Origin of the sequence: Acinetobacter sp. YH12070 (genome assembly GCF_013419625.1) — a bacterium.
Classification (GTDB): domain Bacteria; phylum Pseudomonadota; class Gammaproteobacteria; order Pseudomonadales; family Moraxellaceae; genus Acinetobacter; species Acinetobacter amyesii.
Genome location: NZ_VOZT01000015.1, coordinates 50,173 through 71,225 on the forward strand (window position 1 = coordinate 50,173; position 21,053 = coordinate 71,225).

At 40.5% G+C, this 21,053-nt stretch carries 19 protein-coding genes and 1 pseudogene; 11 read left to right on the forward strand and 9 right to left on the reverse strand.

The window, feature by feature from the left end; translation table 11 throughout:
* The 6 genes from ispC to rimO form a co-directional block, all read right to left on the reverse strand.
* Positions 1–1,197 (reverse strand): 1-deoxy-D-xylulose-5-phosphate reductoisomerase, encoded by a 1,197-nt coding sequence (ispC, locus tag FTU17_RS06360; RefSeq protein WP_180007768.1) that lies wholly within the window; start codon positions 1,195–1,197, stop codon positions 1–3.
* Positions 1,198–2,022, reverse strand: coding sequence for a CDP-archaeol synthase (locus tag FTU17_RS06365; RefSeq protein ID WP_078193533.1), 825 nt, complete (start codon positions 2,020–2,022; stop codon positions 1,198–1,200).
* Complete coding sequence (gene uppS / locus FTU17_RS06370; RefSeq protein ID WP_180041113.1) at positions 2,023–2,778, reverse strand: polyprenyl diphosphate synthase; 756 nt, start codon at positions 2,776–2,778, stop codon at positions 2,023–2,025.
* A gap of 6 nt (positions 2,779–2,784) precedes the next feature.
* Positions 2,785–3,339 (reverse strand): ribosome recycling factor, encoded by a 555-nt coding sequence (gene frr, locus FTU17_RS06375; RefSeq protein ID WP_078188724.1) that lies wholly within the window; start codon positions 3,337–3,339, stop codon positions 2,785–2,787.
* Positions 3,340–3,418: 79 nt separating this feature from the next.
* A complete protein-coding gene (pyrH, locus tag FTU17_RS06380) occupies positions 3,419–4,147 on the reverse strand; it encodes a UMP kinase (RefSeq protein ID WP_078193535.1) in 729 nt (242 codons plus the stop codon).
* A 45-nt stretch (positions 4,148–4,192) separates the two neighbouring features.
* Positions 4,193–5,536, reverse strand: coding sequence for a 30S ribosomal protein S12 methylthiotransferase RimO (gene rimO / locus FTU17_RS06385; RefSeq protein ID WP_180088442.1), 1,344 nt, complete (start codon positions 5,534–5,536; stop codon positions 4,193–4,195).
* A 352-nt stretch (positions 5,537–5,888) separates the two neighbouring features.
* Between rimO and glnL the strand changes: the two genes are divergently transcribed.
* The gene (glnL, locus tag FTU17_RS06390) at positions 5,889–6,995 is read left to right on the forward strand and encodes a nitrogen regulation protein NR(II) (RefSeq protein WP_078188727.1); all 1,107 of its coding nucleotides are present in this window, start codon (positions 5,889–5,891) and stop codon (positions 6,993–6,995) included.
* Positions 6,985–8,460, forward strand: coding sequence for a nitrogen regulation protein NR(I) (glnG, locus tag FTU17_RS06395; protein WP_078188728.1), 1,476 nt, complete (start codon positions 6,985–6,987; stop codon positions 8,458–8,460). The genes glnL and glnG overlap by 11 nt, the downstream gene beginning before the upstream one ends.
* Positions 8,461–8,530: 70 nt before the next feature.
* On the opposite strand, the gene FTU17_RS06400 is transcribed toward glnG, so the two are convergent.
* From FTU17_RS06400 to mnmG, 3 genes are all read right to left on the reverse strand, one after another.
* Positions 8,531–8,857: a hypothetical protein gene (locus FTU17_RS06400; RefSeq protein WP_078193710.1), complete on the reverse strand. Its 327-nt coding sequence runs from the start codon at positions 8,855–8,857 to the stop codon at positions 8,531–8,533.
* 114 nt (positions 8,858–8,971) lie between these two features.
* Positions 8,972–10,177: a 3-(3-hydroxy-phenyl)propionate transporter MhpT gene (mhpT, locus tag FTU17_RS06405; protein WP_168377614.1), complete on the reverse strand. Its 1,206-nt coding sequence runs from the start codon at positions 10,175–10,177 to the stop codon at positions 8,972–8,974.
* 344 nt (positions 10,178–10,521) lie between these two features.
* Positions 10,522–12,402 (reverse strand): tRNA uridine-5-carboxymethylaminomethyl(34) synthesis enzyme MnmG, encoded by a 1,881-nt coding sequence (mnmG, locus tag FTU17_RS06410; RefSeq protein WP_180134946.1) that lies wholly within the window; start codon positions 12,400–12,402, stop codon positions 10,522–10,524.
* A 252-nt stretch (positions 12,403–12,654) separates the two neighbouring features.
* Between mnmG and FTU17_RS06415 the strand changes: the two genes are divergently transcribed.
* From FTU17_RS06415 to FTU17_RS06455, 9 genes and pseudogenes are all read left to right on the forward strand, one after another.
* Positions 12,655–13,005: a hypothetical protein gene (locus FTU17_RS06415; RefSeq protein ID WP_078188731.1), complete on the forward strand. Its 351-nt coding sequence runs from the start codon at positions 12,655–12,657 to the stop codon at positions 13,003–13,005.
* Positions 13,006–13,152: 147 nt separating this feature from the next.
* The gene (locus FTU17_RS06420) at positions 13,153–14,031 is read left to right on the forward strand and encodes a bile acid:sodium symporter family protein (RefSeq protein WP_180003878.1); all 879 of its coding nucleotides are present in this window, start codon (positions 13,153–13,155) and stop codon (positions 14,029–14,031) included.
* A gap of 75 nt (positions 14,032–14,106) precedes the next feature.
* Positions 14,107–14,994, forward strand: a complete 888-nt coding sequence (locus FTU17_RS06425; RefSeq protein ID WP_180134947.1) for a bile acid:sodium symporter family protein — start codon at positions 14,107–14,109, stop codon at positions 14,992–14,994.
* Positions 14,995–15,120: 126 nt separating this feature from the next.
* Entirely contained in the window at positions 15,121–16,023 is a 903-nt protein-coding gene (gene prmA / locus FTU17_RS06430; RefSeq protein ID WP_168377617.1) for a 50S ribosomal protein L11 methyltransferase, read from the forward strand.
* Positions 16,024–16,041: 18 nt separating this feature from the next.
* On the forward strand, positions 16,042–16,926 hold the full coding sequence (locus FTU17_RS06435) for a DUF3426 domain-containing protein (protein ID WP_180003876.1): 885 nt from the start codon (positions 16,042–16,044) through the stop codon (positions 16,924–16,926).
* 392 nt (positions 16,927–17,318) lie between these two features.
* The gene (gene fis / locus FTU17_RS06440; protein ID WP_001086304.1) at positions 17,319–17,588 is read left to right on the forward strand and encodes a DNA-binding transcriptional regulator Fis; all 270 of its coding nucleotides are present in this window, start codon (positions 17,319–17,321) and stop codon (positions 17,586–17,588) included.
* A gap of 95 nt (positions 17,589–17,683) precedes the next feature.
* Positions 17,684–19,258, forward strand: a complete 1,575-nt coding sequence (gene purH, locus FTU17_RS06445) for a bifunctional phosphoribosylaminoimidazolecarboxamide formyltransferase/IMP cyclohydrolase (protein ID WP_180134948.1) — start codon at positions 17,684–17,686, stop codon at positions 19,256–19,258.
* A 130-nt stretch (positions 19,259–19,388) separates the two neighbouring features.
* Positions 19,389–20,672, forward strand: coding sequence for a phosphoribosylamine--glycine ligase (gene purD, locus FTU17_RS06450; RefSeq protein WP_078193712.1), 1,284 nt, complete (start codon positions 19,389–19,391; stop codon positions 20,670–20,672).
* A 254-nt stretch (positions 20,673–20,926) separates the two neighbouring features.
* A pseudogene (locus FTU17_RS06455) lies at positions 20,927–21,053 on the forward strand (IS3 family transposase); the annotation flags it as partial.

Below are 21,053 nucleotides of genomic sequence, written 5' to 3' on the forward strand. Positions count from 1 at the left end.
TTAACTTCCTGAATTCAATACTGCTTTTTCAGCAACCATACGTGCCGATTTATCTGCATGCAAAATAACATCAATATTATTTGCAGCTGAGTTTTCAACTTGCCCCAACACATGTTCCACAATTTGAGGGATTTGAGTAAAGCCAATTTTCTCATGCAAAAATGCTGCCACGGCGATTTCATTGGCTGCATTTAAAATCGTAGGAGCTAAGCCCCCAGCCTTCATGGCTTGACGTGCTAATTTTAGTGCTGGGAATCGCTGTATATCAGGCTGTTCAAAGTTTAACTGTGAATGAACAAATAAATCTAATGGAGGCACATGTGTTTGAATACGCTTTGGCCACGCTAATGCATGAGCAATAGGCGTACACATATCAGGATTTCCCATTTGTGCCAAAGTCGAACCATCTACATATTGAACCATTGAATGAATGATACTCTGTGGATGGACAACAACTGTTACAAATTGTTCTTCAACTGCAAAAAGATGACAGGCTTCGATTAATTCCAAGCCTTTATTCATTAGCGTTGCAGAATCAACTGAAATTTTTTGCCCCATCGACCAATTTGGATGCTTACAGGCTTGGGCCGGCGTTACACTTTGCAATTGTTCTAAACTATGATGTAAAAATGGACCACCAGAAGCGGTAAGTAAAATTTGTTTGACACCTAGCTTTGGCTGACCATGACGCTCACCTTGTAGATAAGTTTCAGGTAAGCATTGGAAGATTGCATTGTGTTCAGAATCGACTGGCAGCAACAAAGCATTATTTTCACGTGCGGTCTGAATCATGATGTCACCCGACATCACCAGCGCTTCTTTATTTGCAAGCAACACGCGTTTACCTGCTTTCGCAGCAGCCAATGTAGGTAGCAACCCTGCCGCACCAACAATAGCTGCCATGACCACATCAACCTGTGGATGTTCTGCTACTGCGATTAATCCTTCTTCATCATGCAGGATTTCAATATCAGTTAATTTTTCAGCTACGAGTAATTGGCGCAGTTCATCCACTTTATTGAATGGAACAACTGCGATTTTCGGTCGATATTGTTTGCATATTTCGACAAGTTCTACAATTCGGCTATGTGCAGTGACTGCAAAAACTGAATACTCTTCGGGATGCTGTTGCAGAATCTTTAAAGTACTTTGACCAATGGATCCTGTTACACCCAATATACAAACAGATTGTGACATCTATAAATCTACGCCAATTAATTTTAAAACATACATACCTGCTGCAAAGATAGGTGCTGCAGCAAGCAACGAGTCAATACGATCCAGCACACCACCATGTCCGGGAAGAATACGACCAGAATCTTTGATCCCTGCACGACGCTTGATCATCGATTCAAATAAATCACCAAGTACTGAACTAAATACCGTTATTACTGAAAGTATTAAAAATAAGATATGTTCAGCGATGCTTAAATCTAGATAAATAATTTCAACAACAATGACAATTAGCATTGCAGTGAATAGACCGCCGTATAAACCTTCGATCGATTTATTCGGGCTCACATCTGGTGCAAGTTTTTTCTTACCGAATTTACGTCCCACGAAATATGCACCACTGTCTGCACCCCATACCAAAAGGAACAGATACATGAGCCACCACGGTGAGTTCATCCACACAGAAAAAATAGCAGTTACCGCAGCAGGAACTAAGACTAAACCAATACCACTCAGACTCGGGTTATACCAGTTATCGTAATCAGGATAAGACTTCACCCAATAGACACTTAAGATCCAAGTAAAGATCGAAGCCGCCCAAAGCAGTAATGCAACATCTGTAAAATGCAATGCTAGTGCTGAAAGAATAGCAGTGACTAGACCATAGCCCCAAGCGAAAGGTTTAATCACATTTTGTGTATTCCGCGGCATGAGTTTGAACCACTCATAACCCGCGACAGCTGATGCAATAATCATCAGCACAAGCATTGGGTATTTAGACTCGGTTGCAAACATGCAACTCAGTACAACTGAAACCAGTACCAATGCGGTTATTATCCGCTCTAACATTTATTTATTCTCAAACTGCTCTTGTTGAATCTGCTCTGAGGTCTTACCAAAACGACGTTCACGACCACCAAATACCGCTAGTGCGTCGTCAAATTCTTCAATGGTAAATTCAGGCCATAATGTCTGGGTAAAATAAAGTTCTGCATACGCAGCTTGCCAAAGCAAGAAGTTCGAGAGACGGAAATCACCACCTGTACGAATTAACAAATCTACCGGAGGTAGATCACTTAAACTGACATATTGACCAAAGACTTCAGCATCCACTGCTTCAAGATTTATTTTGTTAGTTAAAACATCTGCTGCGATTTTTTTTGCAGCCTGTGTCATATCCCACATACCACCGTAACTAATTGCAATAGTTAAAGTCATGCTGTCGAAATTAGCAGTCCTTTGTTCAGCTTGCAACATTAAGTCACGTAAGTTAGGAGATAAGCGAGAACGATCACCAATAAAACGTAGGGAAATGTTAAATTTTTCCATGCGTGGCAACTGCTCATGAATGGTTTCTTCAAGAAGAGCCATCAACAAATCAACCTCAAACTGAGGACGATTCCAATTTTCACTCGAAAAAGCAAAAACGGTCAGTGCTTGGATATTTCTTTTACGACAATGTTCAACGATGGGATCTAGGATGTCCTTTCCAGAACGATGCCCTTCACCTTTTTGCATTTGATTCTTTTTTGCAAAACGATTGTTGCCATCCATAATGATGGCAACATGTTTTGGAAGACGGGAAGTTTCTTCAGATGAGGTCATTAAAACTTAGACCTTCATCAATTCAGCTTCTTTTGCAGCCAGACGTTTTTCAACTTCAGCAACGAATTTGTCTGTGATTTTTTGAATGTCATCACCCGCGCGACGCTCATCATCTTCAGAAATTTCTTTTTCTTTTAACAATGCTTTGATATCACCCAAAACATCACGACGGATGTTACGGATCGCAACTTTTGCATTTTCAGCTTCGTTACGTGCAACTTTCTGCATGTCTTTACGTGTTTCTTCTGTTAATGCAGCCATAGGAACACGGATGGCATCAGCAGTAATCGGGTTTAAGCCCAAGTCAGATTCACGAATTGCTTTATCAATTGCAGCAACCATTGAACGTTCAAAAGGCTGAACAAGTAGAGTACGAGAGTCTTCTACACCCACGTTCGCTACTTGGTTTAATGGCACATCAGAGCCATAGTAAGGAACCATAACACCATTTAAAATTGATGGGTGCGCGCGGCCTGTACGAACTTTGGCAAAACCATGCTCTAGAGAATCTAGAGATTTGTTCATACGGTCTTCTGCGTCTTTTTTAAGATCGTTAATCATGTGATCTTCCTTACTTAATTCGAAAAGATGTAAATTCTAAAATAGCTTGTAGTATAAAGAGCTTTAGGGCCCACGTACATTAGTTCGTAACGTGAGTACCCTCTTTTTCACCCATTACCACTGAAAGTAATGAACCTGATTTGTTCATATCAAATACTTGAAGTGGAACGTTGTGGTCACGGCACAAGCAAATCGCTGTTAAATCCATCACACCCAGTTTTTCATCTAAAACTTGGTCAAATGTTAATGCATCGTATTTCACTGCATCTTCATACTTGCTTGGATCTTTGTTGTATACGCCATCAACCTTCGTCGCTTTAAGGATAAGATTGGCTTCAATCTCGATACCGCGTAAGCATGCCGCTGTATCTGTCGTAAAGAATGGGTTACCCGTACCTGCGACAAATACACACACTTCGCCACGAGTTAAATGACGAATAGCATCACGGCTAGAGTATGATTCAACTACTGCACCAATGGGTAAAGCCGACATTAGACGAGTTTTGATATTACGACGCACCAAAGCATCACGAAGTGCCAAACCGTTCATCACAGTGGCCAACATACCCATTTGGTCACCTGTTACACGGCCAACCAAACCATCTTTTTGTAATTGGCTGCCACGGTAAAGGTTACCACCGCCGACAACGATACCCACTTGAACACCTAAACCAACAAGGTGCGCAATTGCGAGTGACATTTGATCGAGCACTTGTGCATCGATACCCATCTCTTTATTGCCCGCTAAAGCTTCACCTGAAAGCTTAAGCAGGATGCGACCAAAACGTGGTTTTTTAGAATCAAGCATCATCAACTCCGAATTATTTAATTTCAATTATTTTTAATGAATCGTTTAAGCAGACTTAACCGAGATCAGTTTTGCAAATAAGTCATATTCATCTGCATCTGTAATTTCTACTTCAAGTAAATCACCTGCTTTAATCACTGACTTATCGATATCCTCAACAAAAACATTACCATCAATTTCAGGTGCATCTGCATAAGAACGCGCAACAGCAACTGGGAACTCTTCTTCAAGATCATCCACAAGTACTGTCATTTTCTGACCAATACGGCTTTGCAATTTTGCAGCAGAGATTTCTTGCTGAACTTGCATGAAACGCTCATAACGCTCTTGCTTGATTTCTTCAGGCACATGATCTGGCAAATCATTTGCAGTCGCGCCTTCAACTGGTGAGTAAGTAAAACAACCCACACGATCAAGCTGCGCTTCTTTTAACCAATCAAGCAACATTTGGAAGTCTTCTTCAGTTTCACCCGGGAAGCCCACAACAAATGTAGAACGAATCACAAGATCAGGACATTTCTCACGCCAAACTTTTAAACGCTCCAGTGTATTTTCACTGTGCGCAGGGCGTTTCATGAGTTTTAAAATCTTAGGACTTGCATGTTGGAATGGAATATCCAAATACGGCAGGATTTTGCCTTGTGCCATTAAGTCAATCACAGCATCCACATGTGGATATGGATATATATAGTGCAGACGCACCCAGATACCCAATTGACCCAATGCTTCACACATGTCATAGAATTTAGTTTTAACTGGCTGACCGTTCCAGAAGTCCAATTTGTATTTGGTGTCTACGCCATAAGCCGATGTATCTTGAGAAATCACAAGGACTTCTTTTACACCTGCTTTTTTCAGTGCTTGAGCTTCAGTCAATACTGAACCAACTGGACGAGAAACCAAATCACCACGCATGCTTGGGATGATGCAGAATGTGCAACGGTGGTTACAACCTTCTGAAATCTTCAAATAAGCATAATGTTTTGGTGTTAATCGAATACCTTGTTCAGGTACTAGATCAATAAACGGATTGTGTTTTGGTGGCTCAGGCACGTATTCGTGCACAGCTTCCATCACTTCTTGATATGCCGCAGCACCTGTCACTTTTAAGACATTTGGGTGCATTTGGCGAATTTTATCTTCGTCTTTACCTAAACAACCAGTCACAATTACGCGACCGTTTGAACTCATCGCTTCGCCAATGGCATCTAGCGACTCTTGTACTGCAGATTCAATAAAACCACAGGTATTTACAACTACTAAATCTGCACCATCATAATCTGATGCTACATCATAACCTTCAGTCTTTAACTGAGTTAAAATTCGTTCGGAATCTACCAATGCCTTAGGACAACCTAAAGAAACAAAACCGACTTTGGGGGATTTCATGAATCTGCGCTCCACTATAATCCGCGTATTGTATGTCTTTTCAAAACATAAAAACAGGTGAAAAGGCCACTCTTTATATCACGCACCAAAATAATGCTATAAATTCATCCATATAATTTCATTTGCACCATTTTAATGCATTTTTGATTTACAGCCTGTTTTTAATCGGCTATACACTTTATTTAAAGTCTTAAATAAGCGCATTTATTCAAATAAGCATCAAAACTTAGCGTATTTCTGAAATAGTTGGCTTATATCTTGCATAAATTGCATCAATTCGAACCTTATTAGATTGAACGATTTGCTTTATGAAGATGCCATTGCGCCATTTTAAGACAGGAACCTCTCGCTAATGGATCAGACTATGACGATTGATTACCGGCTTTTAGTGGATAATTTAACCACTGCCATTTTATTGGTCGATAGCAACCTGAATATTTTTTATTTAAATTCATCATGTGAAGCGCTTTTTGACATCAGCTTACTTCGTGCATCAGGTCAGCCTGTATTAAATTTACTCCATATGCCCGATGATGAATTCAATACGCATGATGCATTAATGAATACATTAACTTCTGGCCAGCACTATACGCGCCGAGAAGCAACGATTAATGTCAACTTTAAAGACATTCATGTTGATTACACCGTGTCACAGCTCAACTCTGGCAAACCCTACCACCCGTTGCTATTGATTGAATTGAATCAAATCGACCGGATGTTGAAAATCTCTAAAGAAGAAAACCTGATTCAACAGCATCAAGTCGCACGACAACTGATTCGTGGTGTTGCCCATGAAATTAAAAATCCACTCGGTGGTATCCGTGGGGCGACACAACTTTTAGCGCGTAGCTTAAATGATCCGAAGTACAGCGAATTCACCGACATTATTATTAGTGAAGTAGACCGATTACGTAATCTTGCTGACACTATGCTTGGTTCAAGACAATTACCAAGTTACGAACCAGTCAATGTCCATGAACCCCTTGAACGTGTTCGTTCACTGATCGTCAACCAAACCAAAAAGAAAATTAAGATCACTCGTGATTACGACCTTTCTTTACCGGATGTTCTGGCAGATCGTGATCAATTAATTCAGGTCATGCTGAATATCAGTGTTAATGCTGTTCAGGCGATGACTGAAAATAAAGAGTTCTTTGTTGAGCATCAACCAGAACTCACCTTGCGCACACGTATTCAACGGCTAGTCACCATCAACGGTGTATTAAAACGTTCTGCGGTACGCATTGACATCGAGGACAATGGACCAGGTGTCCCACAAGAAATATTAGAATCCGTATTTTACCCTTTAGTGACAGGACGAGCGAAAGGCACAGGTCTCGGCCTTAGCATTGCACAAAATATTATGCATCAACATAACGGAATGATTGAATGCCAATCAGTTCCTGGAAAAACAGTATTTAGCCTATATTTACCTTGGGAGTCAGATCATGTCGCGTAATAAGATTTGGGTCATCGATGATGATCGCGCCATGCGTTGGGTGCTGGAAAAAACATTCAAAGAAGAAGGTTTTGATGTTACCAGTTTTGAAGAAGCACAATCCGCTTTAGATCAGTTAAGTGTCGATGCGCCAGATGTTATTTTGACAGACATCCGTATGCCGGGTATTGATGGACTGACCTTTTTAGGTAAAGTCAAAGGCAACTACCCTGACTTACCTGTAATTATCATGACCGCACATTCAGATTTAGAATCTGCTGTGTCGAGCTATCAAACGGGTGCTTTTGAATATCTACCAAAACCTTTTGATATTGATGAAGCTTTAGCACTTGTTAACCGTGCAATTTTACATATTGCCAAATTACAACAACAAGAATCTGCAAAAACCGTTCAACCGATTCAATCTACAGAGATTATTGGTGAATCACCTGCTATGCAGGAAGTCTTCCGTGCCATTGGCCGTCTTTCTCAATCACACATTACCGTATTAATTAATGGTGAATCAGGCACGGGTAAAGAATTGGTTGCGCATGCGTTGCACAAACACTCACCACGTGGCAATAAGCCATTTATTGCCCTCAACATGGCAGCAATTCCAAAAGATTTGATCGAAACTGAATTATTTGGTCATGAAAAAGGAGCGTTCACCGGTGCCAACACACAGCGTCAAGGGCGTTTCGAACAAGCCAATGGCGGGACTCTTTTCCTTGATGAAATTGGCGACATGCCATTTGAAACTCAAACACGTTTACTGCGTGTTTTAGCGGATGGCGAATTCTACCGTGTCGGTGGTCACATCCCAGTCAAAGTGGATGTCCGTATCGTTGCGGCAACACACCAAGACTTAGAAAAGTTAGTACATGAAGGTCGCTTCCGTGAAGACTTGTACCACCGTCTAAACGTCATTCGTATTCATATTCCAAAACTTGCACATCGTAGTGAAGATATTCCGATGCTTGCACAGCACTTCCTAGCAAGTGCAGGCAAAGAACTTGGGGTAAGCCCGAAAATTCTGCGTCCTGAAACGCAAGAATACATGCAAAAACTGCCGTGGCAAGGTAATGTGCGTCAGCTCGAAAATACCTGTCGCTGGCTAACAGTCATGATCACAGGCCGTGAAGTGTATCCAGAAGATTTACCTTCTGAATTAAAACAGATTCCAATTCAAGGCACAGATGGCAATCCTGCTACTCAAGGGATTGATCGTATCGGGGTGCATCATTGGGATGAATTACTTGGTCAATGGGCTGTGCAAAAACTTAAAAATGGTGAGATGAAAATTCTCGACATTGCCACACCAATGTTTGAACGCACCCTCATCAATGCAGCACTACAGCAAACACGTGGGCGTAAGCGCCATGCAGCAGAACTTTTAGGTTGGGGTCGTAATACCTTAACCCGTAAACTTAAAGAACTCGGTATGGACAGTGCCGAAGATGATGTCGAAGAAGAATTAGAAAGTTAATTTTCTAATTTACATTAAAAAAGCCACTCACTTGACTGGCTTTTTTATTTTGAGATTTTTTAGCAATATTTTATGCCGTAAAGCCGACATAACGTGAATAACCTTCCACCCCTAAATCAGACTTATAAATCAGAAACTCAGGGAAGCTCGAGGCGGTAATTTCAGTAAACATATGATATTGATCATCATTGGCATGCAAGTCATCGACTGTATGCTGCATGGTTTGCTCAAATTCATCGGTAATAAACTCAAAACCAATATCCATTGCAATAAACAACACATGCTCACATGGCTGTACATACTGCTCTTCTGACCAATCAATCACTTGCTGCTGACAATGTGGACACTGAATGTTATCTGAAGGAGAAATATCAAGTTCGATCAATTGATAAGACATAGAAGTAAATTTATTCATGAATATTAGATTTATTCTAACAAAACTTAGTTTCAGCTAAAGATATTTATTCAATAAAAAAGGAGCCGTAGCTCCTTTAAATATGACTGATTTCGATTATTTCTTGAGGGATGACTTATAGGCTGACAATGCAGCCACCGCGATAGCCGACAAAGCAATACCCGGCGCACTTGCAATTAAAATACCTGTCGTTCCTAGACCTAGCGCCAAAATCTTGCCTGTAAGTAATGGACCTGTCATTGCACCCAAACGCCCCCATGAAATTGCACTTCCCACACCTGTCACTTTCCCCGCTGGTGTGTAGAAAATTGGAGAGATCCCATACAAAATCGATTGACCACCTGTAGAGAAAATTCCGCCCATGATGCCTGCTGCGATGAGTACAGGAATGGAATTTGTTGTAAACAACACAAATAATGCTACAAACAAACCTGAATAGATAATCACTGCCATTTGCCATAATTTTAGCCGATCAAGCAAGTAGCCTAAACCCAGCGTACCAATCACTGCGCCCACTTGGAACATCAACATGATCATGAAAGCTTGTTGCTTTTCCAGTCCTTGTTCCATAAGCAAGTTAGGCAACCAACTGATCAGAATATAGTTCACCATTAAGGTAAAGAAGAAACTCAGCCAAAGCGGCAATGTATACTTATAACGCTGTTCAGCAAAAAGGATTTGCCCCATCGGTGGAACCGTTTCCTTGGTTTCTGCCTGAACTTTTTCTGTACGCTTATCTTTTAAGATAATCGCCATGAATGGAATCAAGATTAAAGGCGTTAAACCACCAATTAAAAATAGTGTATGCCAAGAGATATCTTTAAAGATAATACCCAAGCCAGCAACAAAGATTGCACCTACAGGTAAGCCACAGTACATCAAACTATTTAAGCGCCCACGGTTAGCATCCGTCGCTTCATCACCCACCACCGAGATCATCGTTGGCATCGCAGCACCCAAACCTAAACCTGTAAAGAATCTTGCGATATATAAAATTTCAATGCTTGGTGCAACTGCCGTTATTGACATAAATACACCGAAGATAAAAATCGACAGCATCAGGACTTTCTTCTGTCCCAAATAGTCAGCGACACGCCCCCCAAAGAACGCGCCAAATAACATACCAAACACACCTAAGCTAAATACATAGCCCATTTGCACTTGATCTAAGGAAAATGTCGCTGCGATTCCTTTTGCTGCGATACCGGGCGCTTGCAGGTCAAAACCTTCAAAAAATGCTACCCAGAAACACAAAAATACCGTTAGAAATTTTTGCATTTTTCCCGATTGTTGATTTGCCATAATCGAACTCCATTCATGTAGCGTAAACCCACTTGTACGCCATGCCCTGAAGTTTCGGCTTTATTGGGTAGAATAAATACCACTACAAAGGTCGGAATTCACACGACCAAAAGCCCACCATTAAGACCTAAAACTTTGTATATCAATAGTTTTTAGATCTTATTTTTTGTATTTATAATTCATTATCAATCACTTAATTTTATGAAAGATTTTAATAATCAAACCATAGCTAAAACTAATGATGATCAAAATATTCATTTAATCCGATCAAATACCTACAGCCAATAATTTATTGGCAATAAAAAAACCCGCAACTGAGCGGGTTTTTTATTTAACTCAAAATCTTATGCAGATTTTTTCGCTTGGTTATTCTTACGAATCGTAATCATCACCAATTGAACAGCTGCAGGTGTTACACCTGGAATACGACTTGCTTGTGCCAATGTTTCAGGCAATACATTCTTCAGCTTCATGGTAATTTCACGTGAAAGACCAGAAACGACATCGTAATCAAAATCAGCTGGAATACGTGTATCTTCCAAACGCTTCATTTGCGCAACGTCTTCTTGCTGACGGTTAATATAACCCGCATATTTCACTGCAATTTCAATTTGCTCTCCAACAAATGCTGAAACTTCAGAACCCGTCAATTCAGCAATTTGCGCAAAGTTGATATTTGGACGTTTGAGCAAATCAATTGCATTGGTTTCTTTTGACAGGTCATCGCCAGTCATTTCAACGAATTTTTTGCCTAGTGGATTGTTTGGCGCTGCCCAAAGGTGTTGTAAACGACCTTTCTCCGTTTCTACAGCTTCCATTTTTTGGCAGAACGAATCCCAACGCGCATCACCTACCAGACCCATTTCACGGCCAATTGCTGTTAAACGCTGATCCGCATTGTCTTCACGAAGCATCAAACGGTATTCCGCACGCGAAGTGAACATACGGTACGGTTCTTTAGTACCGAGAGTAATCAAGTCATCAACCAACACGCCCATGTACGCTTCATCACGTTTTGGTGTCCATTGCTCTTGATCCCATGCACGACGTGCTGCGTTTAAGCCTGCAAGCAAACCTTGCGCACCTGCTTCTTCATAACCTGTTGTACCGTTAATTTGACCTGCAAAATACAGGTTATTAATCGATTTGGTTTCTAAAGAGAATTTCAATGATTGTGGGTTGAAATAATCGTACTCAATTGCATAACCCGGACGCAATATGTGCGCATTTTCCATACCACGAATCGAACGAACCAATTCAAACTGAACGTCGAATGGTAAAGAAGTCGAAATACCGTTTGGATAAAGCTCATGTGTGTCCAGACCTTCAGGTTCCAAGAACACTTGATGCGAATCTTTATCGGCAAATTTATGAATTTTATCTTCAATCGATGGGCAGTAACGTGGACCCACACCTTCAATCACACCGGTATACATTGGTGAACGGTCTAAGCCGCCACGAATGATATCGTGAGTTTTTTCATTGGTATGTGTGATATAGCAATTGATTTGCTCAGGATGCATCGACGCATCACCCATGAACGACATAGTTGGAGATGGGAAATCACCTGGCTGTGGCGTCATCACAGAGAAATCAACTGATCGTGCATCGATACGTGGTGGTGTACCAGTTTTTAAACGACCTACAGGTAAGTTCAATTCACGAAGGCGCGCAGCCAATGAAATTGAAGGAGGATCGCCCGCACGACCGCCTGAAGCATTATTTAGACCTACGTGGATCACGCCACCCAAGAATGTACCTGTAGTCAATACAACAGTTTTCGCATCAAAGCGAATACCCATTTGGGTGACTACACCTTTAACGGTATCGCCTTCAACAATAAGGTCATCAGCTGCTTGTTGGAAAATATCCAAGTTAGCTTGATTTTCGAGGGTTTCACGAATCGCAGCTTTATAACGAATACGGTCAGCCTGTGCGCGAGTCGCACGAACAGCCGCACCTTTACGTGAGTTTAAAATACGGAATTGAATACCACCTTTGTCGGCAGCCAATGCCATAGCACCGCCAAGCGCATCAATTTCACGTACTAAATGTGATTTACCAATACCACCAATGGCTGGGTTACAGCTCATCTGCCCTAAAGTCTCAATATTATGAGTTAAGAGTAAAGTCTGTCGACCCATACGTGCCGCAGCAAGAGCTGCCTCAGTACCCGCGTGACCGCCGCCGATAACAATGACATCGTAAACTTTAGGATAATGCATAGTGGTAAGGAGATTAAAAAAGAATGACGGAAGATTATAGCAAAAATTCACCGATAAGTTGACTGATTAACTCGATTTTATTGTTATTGACTACCGTTTTATGCCTATATATTTCTTTATGAACATACATACTTTGCAAATTCCACATAAAAATATACATTTCTCAAGCAAATGTTACTCGAAGATAGTTGTTTTATTCTGATGATTTTTTATTCTGTTATAGATCCCATGAGAATCATAAGGACTATAAGCATGAATAAGAATATTTTGCTATCCACGGTTTTATGCGGTTTATGTTTATCACCACTTGCTGCCTCAGCCAATGATAAAGTTGAGAAAGTGTATGATGCACAGCGATATCAACAAGTCTGTAAAGGTAAAAGCCAAGGCGCTCAAGTTTCATTTGCCTATCGCGGTATTATCTGGAATGGTACTTGCGAACCACAATTTTTTAGTTCTTCCAAAAATGCAAATCTGCATGGCGAAGAAGCCGAATTATTAAGCACATGTAGTGCAGATGCAAAAGCCACTACTGCAACGATTAATGGACAAGAAATTAAAGGAAAATGTGCTTTAGGGTTCACTCCTCCTCGTCCTAAATAAACAGTTGTCGATAAAAATATCGACCAATTAACAGATCAAAAATAAAGCGGGTAAAACATCAGTTTTTACTCGCTTTTATTTATTGCTTATTTATCAAACTGAGATAAACTCAAAAACACTATAAGGATAAAAATATCAGGAAATTCCATGGATTCGGGATTATTTGCATTTTTTCTACCCATTGCTTTAGCCATTATGATGATGGGTTTGGGACTTGAACTTTCAGTCAAAGACTTTTTACGCGTTGGACGCTATCCAAAAGTTATTTTCATCGCTTTATTTACTCAGCTTATTCTACTGACCAGCATTGCGTTTTTCCTGTGTAAGTTGCTTGAGTTACCCCCTTTACTCGCGGTCGGGCTCATGTTGCTTGCGGCTTCACCCGGTGGCCCCACAGCAAACCTTTATAGCTACCTATATAAAGGTGATGTTGCATTAAATATTAGCTTAACGGCCATTAACTCAGTTGTTTCGTGCTTTACATTGCCTTTTATTGTCAACCTTTCCATTTTGCATTTTGTTGGTGAAAGTACCAGTATTGGCATGCCTATCGATAAGATCACCCATGTATTTCTGATTATTTTGATACCGGTATGTTTCGGTATGTTTATTCGTAACTCCTTTCCGACCATTGCATATCACATCAACAAACCGATGCGAATGTTATCTATTTTTTTATTAATTCTTATCTTTACACTCGCAGTTTTGCGCGAACAATCCAACATTATTACGTATTTTGCCAGCGTCGGCATTGCAACCTGTTTACTCTGTTTCAGTGGACTATTTTTGGGTTACTTAATTCCATTCCTCTCGGGTGTGCCTGAAAAACAGGCTCGTGCGTGTACCTTTGAGATTGGTATTCATAACACCAGTATCGCCCTAACCATCGCACTGAGTGTGCTTGAAAACACCACAGTGGCGATACCTGCCGGTGTTTATTCTATTTTTATGTATTTATTGGCGACCTTATTTGGTTTTATTTTGACGCGCCGTGGCAGTCACTTGATTCAACAAGTGAAAACCTAAACTATTTTTTCTAACGCAATCACCATAAGGACTTTGGTGAAAAACCATTAAATATGCTCAAGGAGAATAAATACGATGGATTTTGGAATTATTACGGTTCTTTTGCCATTAGCACTGGCCTTTATTATGATCGGGCTTGGGCTAGAACTTACCCCCAAAGATTTCGCACGTGTCACCAAACATCCTAAAGCCGTGTTGATCGCATTATTTTGCCAACTCGTGTTGCTTGTCGGTATCGCCTTTCTACTATGTAAACTGTTAGCATTACCACCACTGCTTGCTGTCGGCTTGATGCTACTCGCAGCCTCACCTGGTGGTAGCACAGCTAACTTATTTAGCTATCTATTTAAAGGTGACTTGGCTTTAAATATTACCCTGACCGCCATCAACTCTGTCATTGCAGCATTAACCCTTCCATTGATCGTGAATTTTTCGATCATGCACTTCATGCAAGAAGGGCAACAAATCAGTCTGCAGTTTGGAAAAATCCTCCAAGTTTTCGGCATCATTATCATCCCCGTCTGTATAGGCATGCTGCTTCGTCACTATGCACCTAAACTGACTGAGAAACTGCATAAACCACTCCGCATCTTTGCTGTGGTCTTTCTCATCTTAATTATTATCGGTGCTATTTACTCTGAACGACATAATATTGCGGCTTATCTAACCCAAGTTGGCTTAGCTACGGTTCTATTCTGTATTTTCAGCTTATGTATCGGTTATTTTGTTCCAAGACTGTTCGGCATCAATAGTGCTCAGGCACGTGCTTGTGCATTTGAAATCGGGATTCATAACAGCACGTTGGCCATGACCATCGCCTTAACAGTGATGGCCAGTTCTGCAGTTGCAATGCCTGCGGCAGTATATTCAATCTTTATGTACATCTTTGCCGCTGTATTTGGTTTCCTAATTACGCGTTTTGCACCAATCTCGACAACTACAACCGAAACAATTAAAAGTTAAGTCATTGAAAAATTAAAAGGATGCTACGTGCATCCTTTTATTTTTTGTCAATTTTGATAATCGCTAGCTGCAAGTTGCCGAGTTCCGTTACAATAGCTTTTTATAAAACTCATTTAGGTTATGTCCGTGAAGTGGTTACAAATTCATATTACTGTTGAAAAAGCTCAAGTTGATTACACTGAAACGCTGCTCAGTTCTTTAGGTGCAGTCAGTGTCACGCTAGATGATGCAGAAAATCAGGATTTACTTGAACCACTTCCAGGTGAAACACCACTTTGGAATAAAGTGATCGTTACTGGTATCTATGCACAAGAAGATGATGAAGAAATTGATGTTGCTGCATTAAAAACATTTATTAAAGCTCAACTTCCTGAAGCACTAATGCGTAGCGAATTCATTGAAGACCAAGAATGGGAACGCACATGGATGGATGCTTACGAGCCTATTAAAATTGGTGAAAAATACTGGATCGTACCAGAATGGATGGAAGCACCAGAAGCAGACGCCGTAAACATCAAACTAGACCCAGGTCTGGCATTTGGTACTGGTAACCATGCATCAACATTCTTATGCCTACAATGGTTAGGTAAAGTTGATCTTAAGGATAAAATCGTAATCGACTACGGTTGTGGTTCTGGTATTTTAGGTGTTGCCGCTTTACTTTTGGGTGCCAAAAAAGTTTATGCCACTGATATTGACCCACAAGCCGTTTTAGCAACACAACAAAATGCAGAATTGAATGGTGTACTGGAAAATCTGTATGTAGGCCTACCTGAAGAGTTCAACCAAGAGCTCGCTGGACAAAAAGCCGATGTGTTTGTTGCTAATATTCTTGCAGGCCCTCTAATGGCCTTGGCTGCAGAATTCTCAACTTTAATTAAATCTGAGGGCGAGTTCGCACTTGCAGGTGTAATTGAAGAGCAAGTTTCTGATGTTTCTAGTGTTTATTCTGAATTTTTTGATATATTAGACGTAGAAAAACGTGACGAAACATGGTGCCGAATTTCGGGTAAACGCCAACAGTATTAAAATTTAAAATGTGTACTTATGAGCGACAAATTAACTAACTGCCCAACTTGTTTTACAACATATAAAGTAACTGTTCCGCAGCTTACTGTCGCTCAGGGCATGGTTTGTTGCCCAAAGTGCTCTACATCTTTTAATTCACTGTCTCATTTGGTGGTAGATAAAGCGTTGTCTTTTTCTACCCCTGAGCAAGAAAATGCACCTCAAAAAAACTCCAATACTATTATTAATGTCAGCGAATTTAATAATACGCTTACACCAGTGACTGTTGAAGAAACACCAACCCACCATTTATTAAAACTATTTGATCAAAAAGTCGAAAACTCTAATATCGATCTAAAAACTTATTTAAATAACTTAAATTATTTCAGCACCGAACCGATCGGCAACCTTCCTGCTGTAAATTGGGCAGAACAGGCTGAAAAGGATAAAAAACGTACCCCACTGAACTATTTTATGTGGTTCTGTATTAATGCCTTCTTATTTGGTGCACTTATATTCCAGTTTTTCTGGTTCAATCCTCAATATTTAAAAAACAGCCCAGTAATGGGTGCTGCATTCACAGCAGTGTGTGATGTCTTTAATTGTTCACGTCTCGAAGAACACTACAGTTTAATTAGTACCAAAAAAGTCAAAATTCGTAGCATTGGAAATAATGAAACACGTTTTACTGGTGAAATGATCAATTTTCATGACCGTAGCCTTGCCTTACCCAATATGAAAATTTCACTAAAAGAAAATGGTACTGAAATAGCAAACTATACGCTTTTACCTGAAGAGTATTTGGACGAAAGTCTGCATGGCATCCAACGGATCCCAAAAAGTAGTCCTTTTAAATTCCAATTTAGCCTACCAATTGCACGCAAAAGCTTCGATAATTATTCAATTGAGTTGATTCGCCCCTAATATTGAAAAAAACTATTAAAAAAGTAAAAAAAACATAAAAAAAATGCAGTTTTCTTGCTCACTTTTTCCTAGACAATGGTATGATACGCGCCACGAAAGCTTTGTGCTGCAAACTCCTCGCTAATTTTTCACAACAAATACAATCCCAACCGTGCGCTTTAATATTTATTGCGTATTGAGTAGATTTTTTGTTTGTTTTTTAGGCTGTAACAATTATTAATCTATTGTTACGCTTATTTTTCGAACAATTTTGCGAGTTGTGTCAAGCTACAAGTAATGTACAAGTTTTAGAACTCCGCATTAGGAACTAAAACGGAGTTCATTCAAGTTTATAGACCACTTTTAACAAATCACTTTACCCAAGTGATATTTGATTTTTCGGATTAATTCGCATGAATAGCAAATCTCCTATTTTTACTGCACAATCTGATGTCGCTCTTCGTATTCACGTAGATCGCGCAGTTCGCCATTACTTTGCACAATTGCAAGGCGAGCAACCATCTCAGGTATACGATATGGTGCTGGCGGAAATGGAGAAGCCTCTTCTATCTGTAGTTCTTGAATATACACGTGGTAATCAAACCCGTGCTGCTGAGATTCTCGGCTTAAACCGTGGTACTTTACGTAAAAAGTTGAAAGCTCACGGTTTAATGAGTGAATAAATGATAAAATGCTTGCGGCTTCCGCAGGCATTTTTTTTAACCTGCATTTTGCTAATTTTGTTTTAATCTGTTCCTTGAAAACTGTGACGAAGATCATGACTATTAAACGCGCTTTAATCTCTGTGTCTGACAAGACTGGAATTGTTGAATTTGCACAAGAACTTGCTGCTCTAGGGGTAGAAATTTTATCTACTGGCGGAACATACAAATTGTTGAAAGACAATAATGTTGCCGTAGTTGAAGTTTCAGAGCACACAGGTTTCCCAGAGATGATGGACGGCCGTGTAAAAACGCTACATCCGAAAATTCATGGTGGTATCTTAGCTCGTCGCGGTCTAGACGAAGCTGTGATGGCTGAACACAACATCGATGCAATCGATCTTGTAGTTGTTAACCTTTATCCGTTTGCTGCAACTGTTGCAAAACCAAACTGTTCACTTGCTGATGCGATTGAAAACATCGATATCGGTGGTCCGACTATGGTTCGTGCTGCTGCGAAAAACCATGCTTCTGTTGGTATCGTGGTAAATGCTGCTGACTATGCAACTGTCGTTGCTGAGCTTAAAGCTGAAGGTTCACTTTCACATGCAACTCGTTTTGACCTTGCGGTTAAAGCATTTGAACATACTGCTCAATACGACGGTATGATCGCTTCTTACTTAGGCGCTCGCGTAGGTAAGGAAGAAGGTCAAGCTGACAAATTTTCACGTACATTCAATACGCAATTAAATAAAGTCCAAGATCTTCGTTATGGTGAAAACCCGCATCAATCTGCTGCATTCTATGTAGAAGACACAGCAACTGAGGCCTCTGTTTCTACTGCGAAACAGCTTCAAGGTAAAGAACTCTCTTATAACAACATCGCAGACACTGACGCAGCACTTGAATGTGTTAAATCATTCGCTAAACCTGCTTGTGTAATCGTTAAACACGCAAACCCATGTGGCGTAGCAGTATCTTTAGACGGCATCCAAGCTGCTTATGACCTTGCATACGCAACAGATCCTGAATCTGCATTCGGTGGCATCATTGCATTTAACCGCGAATTAGACGTTGCTACTGCGCAAGCCATTGTAGACCGTCAGTTCGTTGAAGTGATCATTGCTCCTAGCGTTGCCGAAGGCGTGCTTGAAGTAACTGGCGCGAAGAAAAACGTACGTGTACTCGTATGCGGTGAGCTTCCTGCAATTACAGAACGTAAAGCGCAACTTGACTACAAACGTGTAAACGGTGGCTTACTGGTTCAAGATCAAGACTTAGGCATGATCACGAAAGATGACCTTAAAGTTGTGACTAAACGTGCGCCAACTGAAGCAGAAATTGATGACTTAATCTTTGCTTGGAAAGTTGCGAAATACGTTAAGTCTAACGCTATTGTTTATGCAAAAGGTCGTCAAACCATTGGTGTTGGCGCAGGTCAAATGAGCCGCGTTAACTCTGCTCGTATTGCTGCAATTAAAGCTGAACATGCTGGTTTAGTGGTTGAAGGTGCGGTAATGGCATCTGACGCATTCTTCCCATTCCGTGATGGCATTGATAACGCTGCAAAAGCGGGCATCAAATGCATTATCCAACCGGGTGGTTCTATGCGTGATGACGAAACAATTGCTGCAGCTGATGAAGCTGGTATTGCAATGGTCTTCACTGGCATGCGTCACTTCCGCCACTAAGCACAGTGCTTAGAATGTAATGACAAAGTCATACATGTGGTTTAAAACAGATTTCTAATCTTGCATAAAGTCCTCTCCTATTTTTAGGCTGAGGACTTTATGTCATTTTCGATTCATGGAGTATGAACCGATGAATATTTTAGTTTTGGGTAATGGCGGTCGTGAACATGCATTAGCATGGAAAATCGCACAAGATGACAAAGTCGCAAAAGTATTTGTAGCACCGGGTAATGCGGGTTCTGCAACTGAAAATAAATGCGAAAATGTTGCACTTAACATTTTAGACAATGCTGCAATTATCGACTTTGCAAAAAACAATGCCGTTGATTTAATCGTGGTTGGCCCTGAAGCACCACTTGTAAATGGTGTGGTGGATGCTTGCCGTGAAGCAGGTGTAAAAATTTGGGGTCCAACTCAATTTGCAGCGCAGCTTGAAGGCTCTAAAGCATTTGCCAAACACTTCTTAAAACGCCACAACATTCCAACTGCTTTCTATGATGTATTCACAGAAGTAGATGCGGCTAAAGCATTTGTAGAAAAAAATGGTGCGCCGATTGTAATCAAGGCTGACGGTCTTGCAGCAGGTAAAGGCGTAATCGTTGCGATGACCAATCAAGAAGCATTTGATGCGATTGATGACATGCTGGCTGGCAACAAATTTGGTGATGCTGGCTCACGTGTAGTGATCGAAGAATTCCTTGCGGGTGAAGAAGCGTCTTTCATTTGTATGATTGATGGCGACAACATTTTGCCAATGGCAACGTCTCAAGATCACAAACGTATCTTTGAAGGTGACCAAGGTCCAAACACTGGCGGTATGGGTGCTTACTCTCCTGCGCCTGTTGTGACTGCTGACGTATTTGAAAAAACCATGAATGAAGTGATGCGTCCTACCGTTGAAGGTATGAAAAAAGACGGTCATGTTTATACAGGTTTCTTATACGCAGGCTTAATGATTGACGAACAAGGTCAACCAAAAGTGATCGAGTTCAACTGTCGTTTTGGCGACCCTGAAACTCAACCAATTATGATGCGTTTAAAATCATCTTTAGTTGATTTGGTTGAAGCTGGTATCGCTGGTAACTTACCTGCGGAAGCTGAATGGGATGAGCGCAAGACTGTAGGTATCGTACTTGCATCTAAAGGCTACCCAGAAACTTCTAGCAATGGTGATGTGATTTCTGGTTTAGACACAGAAATGGCTGATGCAAAAGTATTCCATGCAGGTACAAAAGCGCTTGAGAATGGTGACATTGTGACTGCTGGTGGTCGTGTACTTTGTGTGACTGCTCTAGGCAACACGATTGGTGAAGCACAAGCCAAAGCGCTTGAACTATGCGAAAAAGTGACTTTTGATGGTGTTCAATACCGTAAAGATATTGGTTACCGCGCAATTGCTCGTGAAAATGCTTAATCATTCATCGAATTAAATAAAAACCCTGATTCGTTCGGGGTTTTTTTAGAACTATATGTATTTGGTAATCCTAAATAAAAAAATTAAATATTATAAACTACTTTATTCGTTACTTATCTAACACTAAGTATTGCTTATGCTTTTTTGAGATAAACATAAATATTTATTCAAAAATATCTGCCTTACTTAATCAATGGAACTATTTCTACATATGGTTTTAAAGGTCTCTCCATTATTTTTGGCATATTTTTTCTGATATTGCTGAAAACCCAGAACATCGAGCAAAGCGAGATCTACATGATTTGCATCATGCTGAACAAATTAAACGAATTTGGAAAGAAAGTTCAGGTCGATATGGTGTACGTAAAGTTTGGCAACAAC